This window comes from Citrobacter sp. RHBSTW-01013, assembly GCF_013781985.1.
Lineage (GTDB): Bacteria > Pseudomonadota > Gammaproteobacteria > Enterobacterales > Enterobacteriaceae > Citrobacter > Citrobacter braakii.
On the sequence record NZ_CP056185.1, the window covers coordinates 4,279,789 to 4,295,628 of the forward strand.

Genomic DNA, 15,840 nt, shown 5'->3' on the forward strand with positions numbered 1-15,840 from the left:
ACTGGCGGAAAGAGGATGAGCATGAAAATTTTCCGTTCTGCTGGCGAACCGACCTATTTAAGGTGGTACGCCAGCATTACAGTAGTTCAAAAACAGCCAATTAGCAGTAAAGTTTGCAGAACATCACATTTTTTACCCTATGCTGACGGTTTCACTTCCGGCTCATCGGCGACGTCGCCCGTATGCTTACCTTCATCCGTACCTTGCCAGCCATGGCGTTGAATTAATGATAAGTGCTGACGATCTTCCGCAATAATTTCACTCAGCATTTCGCTGGTGCGTTTATATACCGCCGCGCGGGACGTTGCGTCATTTTCCCCTTTCACCATCTCCTCAACCATCAGCGTGTTGAAGCGGCGGAATACATCGGCCCGCTCACGCGCTTCATAGCGTCCAAGCCCAAGACCTTCCAGTGCCAAACGTCCGGTCTTCAGCGCGCCCTCAAAGGTTTCACGTTCCGGCATCTCCACGCCAGCCTGGCGCAGGCGGATGTAATGATCCACATCGCGCGCACGGGCAATAATTTGCAGATGCGGGAAATACTGTTTCACCATTTCGGTCAGTTGCAGGCTGGTTTGCGGATCATCAATGGCGTTAATAATAACTTCAGCTTTAGCCGCCCCGGCAGACTCCAGCAGATCCATCCGCGTCGCATCGCCATAGAAAACCTTCATGCCGAATTTACGCAGCGTTTCGATATGGTCCGGGTCATGATCAAGAACCACCATTTTGACCCCGCTCGACAACAACAGACGACCGGTTATCTGACCAAATCGCCCAAACCCGGCGATGATCACCCGAGGTTGTTCCTCGTCGATTTCATCTGCTTCCCGCTCTTCACCGGTCGCCGATTTTTCCAGACGCGTCAGAATTACCAGTAAAATCGGCGTCGCCGCCATCGACAGCGCCACCGCCAGCGTCAGAGATTTCGCCCAATCAGGATCAAGCACGTTTGCCATTTGCGCCGCGCCAAACACCACGAAGGCAAACTCACTGCCCTGCCCTAATAACACGGCAAACCATCTGCGCTGCTTGTTCGGCACCTGTAAGGGTTTCGCTATCAGCCACAGCATGACGGTTTTGATAACCAGGAAACCGACCAACAGAATGATAATGCGCAAGGGATTATCAATCAGCGTACCAAAGTCGATAGACATCCCGACGCCGATGAAAAACAGTCCCAGCAGCAGCCCTTTAAATGGCTCGATATCGCTTTCCAGCGCGTGACGATACTCAGAGCTTGCCAGCAGCACGCCAGCCAGGAACGCCCCCATCGCCATCGACAGTCCAACCTCTTCCAACAGCAGACCGAAGCCAAAAACGAGGAACAGCGCAACGGCACTGAATACTTCCCGCAGGCCAGAACGAGCGACAAAACGCAAGGCCGGACGCGTCACATAACGCCCCAGCAACACCACCAGCACCAGGGCGCTCGCCACCTTAAGGGCGGAGAGCGCAAACGCTCCAAGCGTTGTCGATGCTCCGCTCGCCGCAAGTAATGGGATCATCGCCACCAGAGGAATAGCGGCGATATCCTGGAACAACAGCACGGCAAACGCGCTGCGTCCCATTTGCGAAACCATCAGGTTCCGCTCATTCATCGCCTGCATAGCAATAGCCGTGGAGGAAAGCGCCAGCGTCATGCCGATCAGTTCCGCTACCTGCCAGCGCAGGCCGAGGAACATACAGAACAAACCAATCAGACCGCCGCATACCACCATCTGCAGCGCACCACCACCGAACACCGAGGCCCGCAGTTTCCACAAACGTTGCGGATCCAGCTCCAGACCGATGACAAACAGCATCAACACCACGCCGATCTCGGCAAAATGCAGGATTGATTCAGCGTCGGTCACCATCCTCAGACCCCATGGTCCAATAATGCACCCTGCGATGAGATACCCCAGCACTGATCCTAGCCCCAGTCGCACGGCAATGGGGACAATCAGCGCCGCCGATCCGAGATAAATCAGCGCCTGTATTAGCGTATGGTTATCCATGATGAACCTCCTGCCACTCCAACAGACGCTGTTTGTAATGACGCGCCTGCGCCTGCAGAGTTTCATCATCACAGATAAACGTACAGTGCATCGCAAACGGCGGCAGCCATTTGAGGCCACAGTAGAGCGCCGTTGCCTGTAAGGGCTGGGAAAGCACATCAAATCCGGGATGGGAGCCAATATCAAAGTGGTTTTCGCCGCCGCCGGTCGTCACTGCCCACAGCAGATGTTTACCGTGGAGCGCTGTCCCGCCGTGGCCATATGCCCAACCGTGCGAAAGGACCTTATCCATCCACAGCTTGAGTAAGGGAGGTGTGCTATACCATTGCATAGGATGCTGCCAGATAATCAAATCAGCGCGCGCCAGCGCATCCTGTTCAGCGGCAATATCGATATTGAAGTCGGGGTAGAGCTGGTAGAGCGAGCGGATCTCCACGCCCTCCAGCATCCTTGCCTGTTCAAGCATCCGCTTATTCGCATGCGAGTGCTGCGGATAGGGATGCGCATAAATGATGAGGATCATGATTAGCCTGTTTCACTGCATTATTGTAATAACAGTGAGTTTAGTCAGTTAATCCGCAGGCTAACAGTCAATATTATTGAGTGGTTGAATGGAGAAAACTGAACTAGTTATCCAGTTCGCTCATATCTTTAACCTGATCGCGGTTAATTTGTTCCGTCTTACCCGTTTGCGCATTTTTGTACGACACCAGGCCTGTATCATCATCGACTTGCGGTTTGCCGTCGGTCACGATTGTTTTGCCATCGGTAGTTTTAACCGCCTGGTTCGAGGAGCAACCGGCTACGGTGAACAGTGCTGCTGCGGTAAAAATAGAGGTGATCAGAATATGTTTTTGCATGGTGTTCTCCCTGCTTTTCAGTCGTTTTCAGTGATATACCCGTTAACTGTAGGCTAACTGACTGAGTTGCAGGGAAAATACAGAACACTCCTAATAACCCGCCCTGGTCACGGGTTTACTGCGGATCGTCATTTGGCTGGTTTGCGCCAGCGTCAGACCTCGCGTTTCCGGGGCGAAAGCGATGGACACGAGCAGGCCGATCAGCGAAATGCCCGCCCCCATCAGCATGACATTACTGATCCCGTATTTGGTGATGAACACCGGCAGCGCCCAGGTTGAAACAATGGTGCCGATACGGCTTAAGGACATAATCACCCCGACGGCAGACGCACGAATATCAGTGGGAAACAGTTCGTTAGGGTATAGCCATTGCAGGTTTCCTGGTCCCCCGGAGAAGAATGCGTATACGGCAAACGCCAGCACCACCAGCCACGCGCCCATATCAGGGATTAACCCTAGCACGGCCAGCGCCAGCGTCATCATAATGAAGCTGCCAATTAACAGCGGTCGTCGGCCCGCGCTATTGAGCCAGAACATGGGAGGAATGCATCCCAACATAAAGAACAAGCTGATTACCACATTTCCCAACGCGGCGCTTTTCCCAGCACCAAGCCCCAGCAGCCCCACAATCTGCGGACCAAAGGTATAAATGGCAAACATCGGGATCACCTGACAAGTCCAGATAGCGGCGACAAACAGTACAAACGGGAAATGACGGCGATTAAATAGCTGAAGAAAGCGCGTCTCCTGCGGCGCTTCTTCGTCGAACACCACCGGTTCACCGAACAGTTTGATCATCATCTCCTCACACTCTTTCACCCGACCTTTACGCAGCAGCCAGCGCGGCGATTCAGGAAGATCGAAACGCCCAATCAGGATCAAAATGCAGGGGATCACCGCGCTGCCCAACATCCAGCGCCATCCGCCCTCAACATCATACAACCAGTAACCGACCAGATCGGCACAGGTGGCGCCGACATACCACATGGCGGCGATAAAACCGATGGAGAAAGCGCGTTGGCGGGTATTGGAGAACTCGGTGATCATCGAGGTGGCGATCGGGTAGTCGGCACCAATCACAATGCCGATCAGCACGCGCATTACCAACAACTCAACGGGCGAGGAGACAAACATGGTTGCCGCCGATATCACGCCAATGGCGATAATATCGATAATGAACATTTTGCGCCGCCCGACCTTGTCGGAAATGTAGCCAAACAGCGACGTCCCCACAAACAGACCCGCGAGCGTACCGGCACCCAGCAGACCAATCCATTGTGCATCCAGTTTCAATGCTGGCGTGAGCTGTTCCAATGCCACGCCAATCATCACCAGCACATAACCATCCAGAAACGGCCCACCGCTTCCCCACAGCATTATCCGGCGGTGAATAGAGGTGAATTTGATGTCATCAAAGTTCCTGGGCTGCTGCATGGTTATGTCCTGTTTTATTTTAACTTAATGCCTGATGACGTTACGCTTATCAGGCCTACGCATTGTTCCTGTAGGCCGGATAAGGCGAAGCCGCCATCCGGCACCAGGTTTAGCCGTAGCGGAACTCCACGCCAAACGTCCCACGCGGGTATTCCCATTTTTCTAGCGCTGTATCCAGCCCGAGAATGCGGCACGTTCCGCATTCCAGGCATCCGGCATAATCAAAACGTACGCTACCGTCATCCTGCTTTTTATACAGGCCAGCCGGACAGGCCTTAATCAGCACCTCCAGCGCCTGTTTATCAGGATCGGTTTTGAGAATGATATGCGGACTGTCTTCATCCACATTGAACTTATTGACGCCCAGTTTGACGTCCACGTTGACGGGAGATGTCATAATACGGTCACTCCTTTCAGGCCATCTTTCATCAGGTTGATGAAGCCCACTTTCTTCGCATGGCGTAGGATTTTTTTACGCATTGGCACCGGTGCCGAACCATCCACGGTGAACAGGTCGCGCGCAATACTGACCGCCATTTCCGGATAAGCGGTAAACATGCGTGGGTTATCAAGAAAAGCGGGTAGTTTCTGATACATGCGCATATCGCGCATCGGGCCTTCGTCCAGATGCTGACGGTATTCCTCCAGCGACTGCTTGCTAAAATCGTCGCGCTTCATTGCGGAAAGTACCGTTTTCGCCGCCGCTTCACCTGCGGATATGGCGAGATCCATACCGCGAATGGTAAAGCCGAGGTTCATACACATTCCGGCAGCGTCACCAGCAATCAGTACGCCGTCCCCCACCAGTTCTGGCTGCATGTTGATACCGGCTTCCGGTACGACGTGCGCGGCATATTCCACCAGCTTGCCACCGGCGATCAGCGGGGCAACCGCCGGATGCTGTTTGAAATCTTCCAGCATTTGCGGAACCGATTTTTTCGCATCTTTCAGATGATGAAGGCCGCAGACCAGTCCCAGAGAAAGGGTCGTTTCATTCGTATAGAGAAAGCCACCGCCCATCAACCCATCGGTGGGCGATCCGGCAAACAGACAGGCAGCCCCTTCGTTCCCTTGTAACTGGAAACGATCTTCAATTACCGATTTCGGCAACTCGATCAGCTCTTTTACGCCGACGGCAACATGTGATGCCTCGACGCGCTTTGCCATACCTAGCTTTTCAGCCAACAGAGAATTCACTCCGTCGGCAAGGATCACCACTTTGGCTTCCAGAATATCGCCATCGGCTTCCACGCCCACGACTTTGCCCTCGCGCTGCACAACGTTATCCACGCGGATACCGGTGATGAGCTGAGCGCCCGCCTCTTCGGCCTGTTCCATCAGCCAGGCGTCAAATTTACTGCGTAAGACAGAGTAAGAAACCTGCGACGATTTGGCGTCTTCGCCGTTGCAATAGTCGATGGTCATCGCCCCTTTGTCGGTCATAAAGGCGAGTTTTTCGTGGGTGATGATGCGTTCAATGGGGGCCTGCTCAGCAAAGCCGGGAATGATGTTCTCCAGGCTATGCGCATACATGCGCCCACCGGTGACATTCTTCGCGCCAGCAGAATTGCCGCGCTCGATAACCAGCACCTGTGCGCCCTCCCGAGCCAGCACCAGCGCCGCAACCGAACCCGCCAGACCTGCACCCACGATGATGGCATCAAAGATATCTTCGGACATACGTACTCCTGTCAGCGGCAGGACACCTTCGCATCCTGCCCGAAATGGTTTAACGCGCTAAAGCAGCCGTCAGCGCAGGCAGGATCTTCAGCGCATCGCCAACGATGCCAAAATCCGCATACTGGAAGATCGGCGCATTTTTATCTTTGTTGATGGCGAAAATCGTCTGCGCGCCGTTGGCGCCGACCATATGTTGGATCTGCCCGGAGATCCCCACGGCCAGATACAGTTCAGGCTTGAGCATCAGGTTGGAGATGCCGACGTAGCGTTCGTGTTCCATCCACTTCTCGTTTTCCGCCACCGGACGGGAGCACGCCAGCTCGGCGCCAATCGTCTGGCACAGCGCTTCCGCCAGCGAGATATTTTCTTTGCTGCCGATCCCGCGTCCCACGCTAACCACCAGACGGGCTTTGTCGAGGTCGACGCTGTTGCTCTGACGTGCCTGAGTTGCCGTACGAGTAACGGCTACAGCCGGAGCCTGCCATGACACACTGTGCACCTCGCCGCTGCGGGCGGTATCCGGTTGCTGTGCGTCAAACGTTCCACTGCTGAGCGTTATCACGGCGAACGGTGAAGCGATTGTTTCTGCCCCCATCGCCAGGCCGCCGTAGACCATATGTTTTACCGCCGCTTTTCCATCCTGTACGGCGACTGCACTGGCGTCGTTGGAGACCGCTGCCGACAAGCGAAAACCCAGTTTTGCCGCTAACAGCTTGCCGCGACGCGTATTTGGCAGCAGCACCGCCCCGCCCTCGCTGTGCTGACGAATAGTTTCGGCCATCACATCAGCGTAGTCTTCGACCATACGGTCTTCTGGTTTACCGCTGAGTAACCAGACATCATCTGCGCCTAAATGGCATGCCGTCGCGCAGTCCGCTTCACTCAGCACAAACGTGTTAACTTTTTCACCTAAAGCCTGCGCACCATTCATCAGTTCCGGCAGACGAGAAGGGGTATCGCTGAATACCCAGATACTGGAAAATTTGTTCATAACATCCCCTGATAATTAAATGATTTTGCGAAGATTCTCGACAAACGCGGCAATCTGTTCTTCACCGTCACCTTCAATTACAACGCGCTGACGCTCGCGCTGCTTCGGTGCAGCAACGTGTTGTTCGGAATATGCCTGCGCGCTGTTCAGGCCAATGTCTGCCGGCGACCAGACCTGAACCGGTTTTTTCGCCGCGCCAAGAATGGCTTTCATGGAAGGGATTTGTGGGGTGTTGATGTCCGTTGAGACCGCGATCACCGCCGGAAGCGGAATGCTCAGAGTTTCGACTTCATCTTCCAGTTCACGCTCTACCGTCAGAGTGCTGTCGGTAAGAGAGAGGATTTTACTCACGCCGTTAATCGCCGGAATGTTCAGCGCTTCTCCCACCAGCAGACCAACCTGCTGAGCATAAAGATCGGAAGAACCGTCACCGCAAATAAGCAGATCGAAACCTGCTTTTTGCGCGGCGGCAGCCAGCGCGCTGGCAGTTTGTTGCGGCAGCGCCTGCTCAAATTGATCGTCAATAACAACAATCAGTTCATCTGGGCCACGGGAAAGCACATCTTTTCGCCCTTTTGCATTGGTCAGCGCTTTGCCGCCGACGCTCATGGCCACAACCTGGGCCTCTCCTGACTGTTGTTTCAACTGACAAGCCGCTTCGATCGCATTCAGATCATACTGGCTTATTTTGCCATCCGCTTTGCTGAAATCGAGTGAACCGTCAGCATTATTAATCGCAATATCCTGTTCATCAGGTACGCATTTGTAGCAAGTAATTATCTTCATTGCATCTCCAGAAATCATGAAGGAAACGTATTTATATCGGCAGTGTTAAATACAGATATCACGCTCTTTAATTCGGAAATAAAACCTTAATCACCAATATTGAAAATGTCACACATTGAAATTCGTAACTTTCAATAGTGTTATGCACCTCACCAATATTGAAAGAATCACGTCAAATATGAAAATTTTCAATATTGTCTGCGGGTTCAACAATATTGAACGCCAGTCACTTAAAAAAGTTAAAAAACCACAGAGAACCAATTGATTATAAACAAAAAATATCAAATTTTTGAGCGAATTACTCAGCATAAAAAAGTGTGACGAAGATAACAGAACCACCCGATATGAATACTCATTATGGGTTACTCACTGAGGCGCTCCCAGAGGTTAAAAAGTTATCAACAAATCATTAATAATAAATAAACAAACGATCATGCACGGGCACGCTAAATAAGTTTCGTTTTCACACTGGAATTCACTTATGAAAAATGAAAAGAGAAAATCGGGAATTGAACCGAAGGTTTTTTTTCCGCCATTAATAATAGTTGGGATACTTTGTTGGCTAACTGTAAGAGATCTCGATGCCGCTAACGTCGTTATTAATGCGGTATTCAGTTATGTCACCAATGTCTGGGGCTGGGCATTTGAATGGTATATGGTCGTCATGCTCTTCGGCTGGTTCTGGTTGGTCTTTGGCCCGTATGCCAAAAAGAAATTAGGCGACGAAAAACCAGAGTTTAGTACCACCAGCTGGATTTTTATGATGTTCGCTTCCTGTACATCCGCCGCGGTGCTGTTCTGGGGTTCCATCGAGATCTACTACTACATCTCCACCCCGCCGTTTGCTCTCGCGCCTAACTCTACGGCTGCGAAAGAGCTGGGCCTGGCGTACAGCCTGTTCCACTGGGGACCGTTGCCGTGGGCAACCTACAGTTTCCTTTCTGTGGCTTTCGCCTACTTCTTCTTTGTGCGCAAGATGGACGTCATCCGTCCCAGCTCCACGCTGGTACCGTTAGTGGGCGAGAAGCATGCAAAAGGGCTGTTCGGCACCATCGTCGATAACTTCTATCTGGTGGCGCTGATCTTCGCGATGGGTACCAGCCTCGGTCTGGCCACTCCGCTGGTAACCGAGTGCATGCAGTATCTGTTCGGTATTCCGCATACGCTGCAACTCGACGCAATCATCATTACCTGCTGGATCATATTGAACGCCATTTGCGTGGCCTGCGGCCTGCAAAAAGGGGTCAAGATCGCCAGCGACGTGCGTAGCTATCTGAGCTTCCTGATGCTGGGCTGGGTGTTTATCGTCAGCGGCGCCAGCTTCATCATGAACTACTTCACCGACTCCGTCGGCATGCTGTTGATGTATCTGCCGCGCATGCTGTTCTATACCGATGCCATCGGTAAAGGCGGCTTCCCACAGGGCTGGACCGTCTTCTACTGGGCGTGGTGGGTCATTTACGCCATCCAGATGAGTATCTTCCTGGCCCGTATTTCGCGTGGTCGTACCGTCCGTGAACTGTGCTTCGGGATGGTGCTGGGCCTGACCGCGTCGACCTGGATCCTGTGGACAGTCCTTGGCAGCAACACGCTGCTGCTGATGGATAAAAACGTTCTCAATATCCCGCAGCTGATTGAACAACACGGCGTGGCGCGCGCCATTATCGAAACCTGGGCTGCTCTACCGCTCAGCACCGCCACCATGTGGGGATTCTTCATCCTCTGCTTTATTGCCACCGTGACGCTGATTAACGCCTGCTCTTACACCCTGGCGATGTCCACCTGTCGTGAAGTCCGCGATGGTGAAGAACCGCCGCTGTTAGTGCGTATCGGCTGGTCCGTTCTGGTCGGCATCATCGGTATCGTTCTGTTGGCGCTGGGTGGGCTGAAGCCGATTCAGACCGCGATTATCGCCGGAGGATGTCCGCTGTTCTTCGTCAACATCATGGTGACGCTGTCCTTTATTAAAGACGCCAAAGTGCACTGGAAAGACAAGTAATTCTTATTAACCCAATTGATCAAGAGGCTGAAAGATGGATTTCAACTTAAATGACGAGCAGGAGCTGTTTGTCGCCGGTATTCGTGAACTGATGGCCAGTGAGAACTGGGAAGCTTATTTTGCCGAGTGCGATCGCGACAGCGTCTACCCTGAGCGTTTTGTTAAAGCACTGGCGGATATGGGCATCGATAGCCTGTTGATTCCTGAAGAACACGGTGGACTGGAAGCGGGTTTTGTTACCGTCGCTGCAGTCTGGATGGAACTCGGACGCCTGGGCGCACCAACCTACGTGCTGTACCAGTTACCGGGCGGTTTTAACACGTTCCTGCGTGAAGGGACTCAGGAGCAAATCGATAAAATCATGGCGTTCCAGGGCACCGGTAAGCAGATGTGGAACTCTGCCATCACCGAACCGGGAGCGGGATCGGATGTTGGCAGCCTGAAAACCACTTATACACGTAAAAATGGTAAGGTTTATCTTAATGGCAGTAAGTGCTTTATCACCAGTAGCGCCTATACCCCGTACATCGTGGTTATGGCGAGAGATGGTGCATCGCCGGATAAACCTGTTTACACCGAGTGGTTCGTTGACATGAGCAAAGCGGGTATCAAGGTCAACAAGCTGGAGAAACTCGGTCTGCGCATGGATAGCTGCTGTGAAATCACCTTTGACGACGTTGAACTGGACGAGAAAGACATGTTCGGTCGGGAAGGTAATGGTTTCAACCGCGTGAAAGAAGAGTTCGATCATGAACGTTTCCTCGTCGCGCTGACCAACTACGGTACGGCAATGTGCGCTTTTGAAGACGCCGCGCGCTACGCCAATCAGCGCGTGCAGTTTGGCGAAACGATCGGCCGCTTCCAGCTGATTCAGGAGAAGTTCGCGCATATGGCGATCAAACTGAATTCCATGAAAAACATGCTGCTTGAAGCGGCATGGAAAGCGGATAACGGCACCATTACTTCGGGCGATGCGGCAATGTGCAAATACTTCTGCGCCAACGCTGCGTTTGAAGTGGTCGATACCGCCATGCAGGTGCTGGGCGGTGTAGGTATCGCGGGTAACCATCGCATCACGCGTTTCTGGCGCGATCTGCGCGTTGACCGTGTTTCTGGTGGCTCTGATGAAATGCAGATCCTGACGTTGGGTCGTGCGGTACTCAAGCAATACCGCTAATTCAGCACGATTCGTAGGCCGGATAAGGCGTTTACGCCGCCATCCGGCAACATGCCCGGTGGCGCTGCGCCTACCGGGCCTACAAAAAATGCCAGGAGCAAAATTATGAATCATTTACCAATGCCAACCTTTGGCCCACTTGCCGGGGTACGCGTGGTTTTTTCAGGGATCGAAATTGCCGGCCCGTTCGCCGGACAGATGTTCGCCGAATGGGGTGCTGAGGTTATCTGGATTGAAAACGTCGCATGGGCCGATACCATCCGCGTGCAACCTAACTATCCACAGCTCTCACGCCGCAACCTGCACGCCCTGTCGCTGAATATTTTCAAAGATGAAGGCCGGGAAGCGTTTCTGAAGCTCATGGAAACCACCGATATTTTCATTGAAGCCAGTAAAGGCCCGGCCTTTGCTCGCCGCGGCATTACCGATGACGTGCTGTGGGAACATAACCCAAAACTGGTTATCGCCCACCTTTCCGGCTTCGGCCAGTTTGGTACCGAGGAGTACACCAATCTTCCGGCATATAACACCATCGCGCAGGCGTTCAGCGGCTATTTGATCCAAAACGGTGATGTTGATCAGCCGATGCCGGCCTTCCCGTACACCGCCGATTATTTCTCCGGGATGACTGCGACGACAGCAGCGCTGGCAGCCCTGCACAAAGTACGCGAAACGGGTAAGGGTGAAAGCATTGATATCGCCATGTACGAAGTGATGCTGCGCATGGGTCAGTACTTCATGATGGACTACTTCAACGGTGGCGAAATTTGTCCACGTATGACCAAAGGCAAAGACCCGTATTACGCTGGCTGCGGTCTCTATAAATGCGCCGATGGCTATATCGTCATGGAGCTGGTCGGCATCACGCAAATCAACGAGTGCTTCAAGGATATTGGCCTCGCCCACATTCTTGGCACACCGGAAGTCCCGGAAGGCACCCAGCTTATCCATCGCGTGGAATGCCCTTACGGCCCGCTCGTGGAAGAGAAACTGGACGCCTGGCTGGCAACGCACACCATCGCCGAAGTCCAGGCGCGCTTTGCTGAGCTGAATATCGCCTGCGCGAAGGTACTGACCATTCCTGAACTGGAAGGCAACCCGCAGTACGTTGCCCGTGAATCCATTACTCAGTGGCAAACGATGGACGGCCGCACATGCAAAGGGCCGAACATCATGCCGAAATTTAAAAACAACCCAGGGAAAATCTGGCGTGGCATGCCGTCACACGGCATGGATACCGCCGCCATTCTGAAAAACATTGGTTATAGCGAAGCAGACATAAATGAGCTGGTCGGCAAAGGCCTGGCCAGAGTTGAGGAATAAACGCGACGCGCTGACCCGCTGGTTGGTTAGCGCTCACGCCTGATTTCAGTGGATAAAGCATTATGGATATCGTTGGCGGACAAAACTTACGTCAGATGTGGGACGACCTGGCCGGGGTGTACGGAGATAAAACGGCGTTAATTTTCGAATCCTGCGGAGGAATCGTTCGGCAGTATAGCTATGCCTCGCTCAATGAAGAGATAAACCGCACGGCGAACCTTTTCCATTCCTTAGGGATCCGCAAGGGCGACAAGGTCGCATTGCATCTGGATAACTGTCCGGAATTTATCTTTTGCTGGTTTGGACTGGCAAAAATTGGCGCCATTATGGTGCCGATTAATGCCCGCTTGCTGGGCGAAGAGAGCGCCTGGATCCTACAAAACAGCCAAGTGAGCCTGCTGGTCACCAGTGCCGAGTTTTATCCAATGTACCGCCAGATGCGGCTGGAAAATACCACTCCGCTAAATCATATCTGTCTGATTGGCGAGCAGCTTCCGGTTGACGACGGCGTGAGCCACTTTACCCAACTGCAAGCCCGCCAGTCGACTAATCTGTGCTATACGCCTGCGTTATCCACTGACGATACGGCGGAAATTCTGTTTACCTCAGGCACCACCTCGCGGCCTAAAGGGGTGGTGATTACCCACTACAACCTGCGCTTTGCGGGCTACTACACCTCCTGGCAAATCGCTCTGCGCGATGATGACGTCTATATGACGGTGATGCCCGCTTTTCATATCGACTGTCAGTGTACGGCTGCCATGGCCGCATTCTCCGCAGGCAGCACCTTTGTGCTGGTGGAGAAGTACAGCGCCAGGGCGTTCTGGGATCAGGTGCGTAGATATCAGGCGACGGTCACCGAATGCATCCCGATGATGATCAGAACGCTGATGGTCCAACCCGCAGCCCCAACGGACAGACAGCATCACCTGCGCGAAGTGATGTTCTATCTCAATTTATCCGAACAGGAAAAAGATGCCTTTATCGACCGCTTTGGCGTCAGACTGCTGACCTCCTACGGTATGACCGAAACCATCGTAGGCATTATTGGCGATCGCCCCGGAGACAAACGACGCTGGCCCTCTATTGGTCGCGTGGGTTTTAGCTATGAAGCCGAAATCCGTGACGATCACAACCGTCCCCTGCCCGCCGGAGAAATTGGCGAAATCTGCATTAAAGGCGTGCCGGGAAAAACAATCTTCAAAGAGTACTACGCGCAACCCGACGCTACTGCCAAAGCGCTGGAACCTGAAGGGTGGTTGCATACCGGTGATTCGGGTTACCAGGATGCGGACGGTTTTTTTTATTTCGTCGACAGACGCTGCAACATGATTAAACGCGGTGGGGAAAATGTCTCCTGCGTCGAGCTGGAAAATATTATTTCTGCGCATCCGAAAATTCAGGACATTGTGGTTGTCGGTATTAAGGACTCGATCCGTGATGAAGCCATTAAAGCTTTTATCGTCCTTAATGAGGGTGAAACATTAAGCGAAGCTGAGTTCTTCAGCTTCTGCGAAAACAATATGGCGAAATTCAAGGTTCCTTCTTTTATGGAGATAAGAACCGACCTGCCGCGCAATTGTTCAGGAAAAATAATCAAAAAAAATCTGAAATAACCCTTCCGGTCGGAATTCCTCCGGCCGGGAAACCTAATTATCTGGAGATGAACTATGAGTGAATCATTACATCTGACCCGTAACGGCCCGATCCTGGAAATTACCCTTGACCGGCCTAAAGCCAATGCCATTGACGCTAAAACCAGCTTTGCAATGGGGGAAGCTTTTCTTAATTTTCGTGATGACCCGGAATTACGCGTAGCAATTATCACCGGCGGCGGAGAGAAATTCTTTTCTGCTGGCTGGGACTTAAAAGCGGCGGCCGAAGGTGAAGCGCCAGATGCCGATTTTGGCCCAGGCGGCTTCGCCGGTTTAACCGAAATTTTCGACCTCGATAAGCCGGTCATCGCCGCGGTAAACGGCTACGCGTTTGGCGGCGGTTTTGAGCTGGCGCTGGCGGCGGATTTTATCGTCTGTGCGGAAAATGCCAGCTTCGCGCTGCCGGAAGCAAAACTCGGGATCGTGCCTGACAGCGGCGGCGTACTGCGTTTACCTAAACTGCTGCCACCGGCAATCGTTAACGAAATGGTGATGACCGGCAGACGAATGAGCGCCGAAGAAGCACTGCGCTGGGGCATCGTCAACCGCGTTGTCAGCCAGAGCGAACTGATGGATAGCGCGCGCGAACTGGCGCAGCAGCTGGTAAATAGCGCCCCGCTGGCTATCGCCGCGCTGAAAGAGATTTACCGTGCGACCAGCGAAATGCCGGTGGAAGAAGGCTACCGGTACATCCGCAGCGGTGTGCTGAAGCACTATCCATCAGTGCTGCACTCGGAAGATGCGCTCGAAGGACCACAGGCATTTGCGGAAAAACGCGATCCGGTATGGAAAGGTCGTTAATGTGCCTATGCCGGATAAGGTATTTACGCCGCAATCCGGCAATAAAACCGAGATAAGACAATGAGCTATTACGCCTTTGAGGGCCTGATTCCGGTGGTACATCCGGATGCCTATGTCCATCCCAGCGCTGTGCTGATTGGCGATGTCATTGTGGGGGCCGGGGTTTATATTGGTCCACACGCCTCATTGCGCGGTGACTATGGTCGCCTGATTCTGGAAGCCGGTTCTAACCTGCAGGATGGCTGCATCATGCACGGCTATTGCGACACCGACACTATCGTGCATGAGAATGGACACATCGGCCATGGCGCAATCCTGCACGGCTGCGTGGTGGGCAGAGATGCGCTGATTGGCATGAACAGCGTGATTATGGACGGTGCGGTGATTGGCGAAGAGAGCATTGTCGCTGCCATGAGCTTTGTCAAAGCCGGATTTCAGGGAGAGGCAAGGCAGATGCTGGTTGGTTCACCGGTTCGCGTACTGCGTGAAGTCACGGACCAGGAGCTGCACTGGAAACGGCTGAACACCAAAGAATATCAGGACCTTGCAATCCGCTGCCAAACAGGACTACACGAAACCTTGCCATTAACGCAGGTCGAAAAAAACCGACCGCGCCTGAAAGGCACGACGGACGTAAAGCCAAAATCAGCACGGTAATTTATGCCGGAGAAGCGCTCACGCCGATCCGGCAAATCACCATTATCGACGCATGCTCTTGGAGAGCATCATCTGCCATTTCTGCTCACGGTTAAGCTCTGTTGGGGGAACCGCTGGCAGTCGCGGCGTTTTCGCCACACTCACCTTTTTTTCCTGCAAATTGTGATTCAAGCGTCTGTAGAGATGAGAATCAATACTGATGACTTTCACCAAACGCTGGCACTGGCAGCCGCGGCCTGCAATTTGATTAGGGATCATCTTAACTTCACAAACAATTTCTCCCACTTCCGACAGAATATAAGAGAGCGTATTAATTGCTTTGCAGTGTTCAATATCAAAATGGCGGGAAATTTCCTTTGCTGTGATCCAACGATCTTCAGCCATCATCCAGTCAGCAATTAACAAATAAAGCGGTCTTTCAACATATTTTTCACACATAAGCACACCATTTCACAAATTAAAAATCTGGCTACGGCC

Annotated in this window: 15 protein-coding genes; 6 read left to right on the plus strand and 9 right to left on the minus strand. The window is 52.8% G+C overall.

Features of this window, described 5'->3' with window-relative positions:
- Positions 1-137: 137 nt before the first annotated feature.
- The 8 genes from kefC to HV350_RS20590 form a co-directional block, all read right to left on the minus strand.
- Positions 138-2,000, minus strand: coding sequence for a glutathione-regulated potassium-efflux system protein KefC (kefC, locus tag HV350_RS20555; RefSeq protein WP_016151661.1), 1,863 nt, complete (start codon positions 1,998-2,000; stop codon positions 138-140).
- On the minus strand, positions 1,993-2,523 hold the full coding sequence (gene kefF / locus HV350_RS20560) for a glutathione-regulated potassium-efflux system oxidoreductase KefF (RefSeq protein WP_016151660.1): 531 nt from the start codon (positions 2,521-2,523) through the stop codon (positions 1,993-1,995). Before kefF ends, kefC begins: the two co-directional genes overlap by 8 nt.
- Positions 2,524-2,626: 103 nt before the next feature.
- Positions 2,627-2,860 carry a YgdI/YgdR family lipoprotein gene (locus HV350_RS20565; protein ID WP_003018880.1) on the minus strand — a complete coding sequence of 78 codons (234 nt, stop codon included), beginning with the start codon at positions 2,858-2,860 and terminating at the stop codon, positions 2,627-2,629.
- A gap of 90 nt (positions 2,861-2,950) precedes the next feature.
- Positions 2,951-4,294, minus strand: coding sequence for an MFS transporter (locus HV350_RS20570; RefSeq protein ID WP_181629233.1), 1,344 nt, complete (start codon positions 4,292-4,294; stop codon positions 2,951-2,953).
- 109 nt (positions 4,295-4,403) lie between these two features.
- A complete protein-coding gene (gene fixX / locus HV350_RS20575; protein WP_000203736.1) occupies positions 4,404-4,691 on the minus strand; it encodes a ferredoxin-like protein FixX in 288 nt (95 codons plus the stop codon).
- The gene (locus HV350_RS20580) at positions 4,688-5,974 is read right to left on the minus strand and encodes an FAD-dependent oxidoreductase (protein ID WP_016151658.1); all 1,287 of its coding nucleotides are present in this window, start codon (positions 5,972-5,974) and stop codon (positions 4,688-4,690) included. The genes fixX and HV350_RS20580 overlap by 4 nt, the downstream gene beginning before the upstream one ends.
- A 49-nt stretch (positions 5,975-6,023) precedes the next feature.
- Positions 6,024-6,965, minus strand: a complete 942-nt coding sequence (locus HV350_RS20585) for an electron transfer flavoprotein subunit alpha/FixB family protein (RefSeq protein ID WP_016155671.1) — start codon at positions 6,963-6,965, stop codon at positions 6,024-6,026.
- 15 nt (positions 6,966-6,980) lie between these two features.
- Complete coding sequence (locus HV350_RS20590; RefSeq protein WP_047498327.1) at positions 6,981-7,751, minus strand: electron transfer flavoprotein FixA; 771 nt, start codon at positions 7,749-7,751, stop codon at positions 6,981-6,983.
- A 481-nt stretch (positions 7,752-8,232) separates the two neighbouring features.
- Between HV350_RS20590 and caiT the strand changes: the two genes are divergently transcribed.
- From caiT to caiE, 6 genes are all read left to right on the plus strand, one after another.
- Positions 8,233-9,750 (plus strand): L-carnitine/gamma-butyrobetaine antiporter, encoded by a 1,518-nt coding sequence (gene caiT / locus HV350_RS20595; protein ID WP_047498325.1) that lies wholly within the window; start codon positions 8,233-8,235, stop codon positions 9,748-9,750.
- Between the two features lie 34 nt (positions 9,751-9,784).
- A complete protein-coding gene (caiA, locus tag HV350_RS20600; protein ID WP_003018898.1) occupies positions 9,785-10,927 on the plus strand; it encodes a crotonobetainyl-CoA dehydrogenase in 1,143 nt (380 codons plus the stop codon).
- A 105-nt stretch (positions 10,928-11,032) separates the two neighbouring features.
- Positions 11,033-12,250, plus strand: coding sequence for an L-carnitine CoA-transferase (gene caiB / locus HV350_RS20605; protein ID WP_019078349.1), 1,218 nt, complete (start codon positions 11,033-11,035; stop codon positions 12,248-12,250).
- Between the two features lie 62 nt (positions 12,251-12,312).
- A complete protein-coding gene (gene caiC, locus HV350_RS20610; protein WP_181629235.1) occupies positions 12,313-13,866 on the plus strand; it encodes a crotonobetaine/carnitine-CoA ligase in 1,554 nt (517 codons plus the stop codon).
- A gap of 54 nt (positions 13,867-13,920) precedes the next feature.
- Positions 13,921-14,706: a crotonobetainyl-CoA hydratase gene (gene caiD / locus HV350_RS20615; protein WP_000004376.1), complete on the plus strand. Its 786-nt coding sequence runs from the start codon at positions 13,921-13,923 to the stop codon at positions 14,704-14,706.
- A 60-nt stretch (positions 14,707-14,766) separates the two neighbouring features.
- Positions 14,767-15,363 (plus strand): carnitine operon protein CaiE, encoded by a 597-nt coding sequence (gene caiE / locus HV350_RS20620; protein ID WP_047358347.1) that lies wholly within the window; start codon positions 14,767-14,769, stop codon positions 15,361-15,363.
- A gap of 42 nt (positions 15,364-15,405) precedes the next feature.
- Here the strand turns inward: caiE and caiF are convergent, their stop codons facing one another.
- The gene (gene caiF / locus HV350_RS20625) at positions 15,406-15,801 is read right to left on the minus strand and encodes a carnitine metabolism transcriptional regulator CaiF (protein ID WP_016151651.1); all 396 of its coding nucleotides are present in this window, start codon (positions 15,799-15,801) and stop codon (positions 15,406-15,408) included.
- Between the last annotated feature and the right edge of the window lie 39 nt (positions 15,802-15,840).

Excerpts from the sequence above, each read along its gene's own strand:
- fixX (WP_000203736.1), bottom strand. The coding sequence starts at position 4,691 with ATGACATCTCCCGTCAACGTGGACGTCAAACTGGGCGTCAATAAGTTC.
- caiA (WP_003018898.1), top strand. The coding sequence starts at position 9,785 with ATGGATTTCAACTTAAATGACGAGCAGGAGCTGTTTGTCGCCGGTATT.
- caiD (WP_000004376.1), top strand. The coding sequence starts at position 13,921 with ATGAGTGAATCATTACATCTGACCCGTAACGGCCCGATCCTGGAAATT.
- caiB (WP_019078349.1), top strand. The coding sequence starts at position 11,033 with ATGAATCATTTACCAATGCCAACCTTTGGCCCACTTGCCGGGGTACGC.
- caiE (WP_047358347.1), top strand. The coding sequence starts at position 14,767 with ATGAGCTATTACGCCTTTGAGGGCCTGATTCCGGTGGTACATCCGGAT.
- caiF (WP_016151651.1), bottom strand. The coding sequence starts at position 15,801 with ATGTGTGAAAAATATGTTGAAAGACCGCTTTATTTGTTAATTGCTGAC.
- caiT (WP_047498325.1), top strand. The coding sequence starts at position 8,233 with ATGAAAAATGAAAAGAGAAAATCGGGAATTGAACCGAAGGTTTTTTTT.
- HV350_RS20570 (WP_181629233.1), bottom strand. The coding sequence starts at position 4,294 with ATGCAGCAGCCCAGGAACTTTGATGACATCAAATTCACCTCTATTCAC.
- HV350_RS20565 (WP_003018880.1), bottom strand. The coding sequence starts at position 2,860 with ATGCAAAAACATATTCTGATCACCTCTATTTTTACCGCAGCAGCACTG.
- kefC (WP_016151661.1), bottom strand. The coding sequence starts at position 2,000 with ATGGATAACCATACGCTAATACAGGCGCTGATTTATCTCGGATCGGCG.
- kefF (WP_016151660.1), bottom strand. The coding sequence starts at position 2,523 with ATGATCCTCATCATTTATGCGCATCCCTATCCGCAGCACTCGCATGCG.
- HV350_RS20585 (WP_016155671.1), bottom strand. The coding sequence starts at position 6,965 with ATGAACAAATTTTCCAGTATCTGGGTATTCAGCGATACCCCTTCTCGT.
- HV350_RS20590 (WP_047498327.1), bottom strand. The coding sequence starts at position 7,751 with ATGAAGATAATTACTTGCTACAAATGCGTACCTGATGAACAGGATATT.
- caiC (WP_181629235.1), top strand. The coding sequence starts at position 12,313 with ATGGATATCGTTGGCGGACAAAACTTACGTCAGATGTGGGACGACCTG.
- HV350_RS20580 (WP_016151658.1), bottom strand. The coding sequence starts at position 5,974 with ATGTCCGAAGATATCTTTGATGCCATCATCGTGGGTGCAGGTCTGGCG.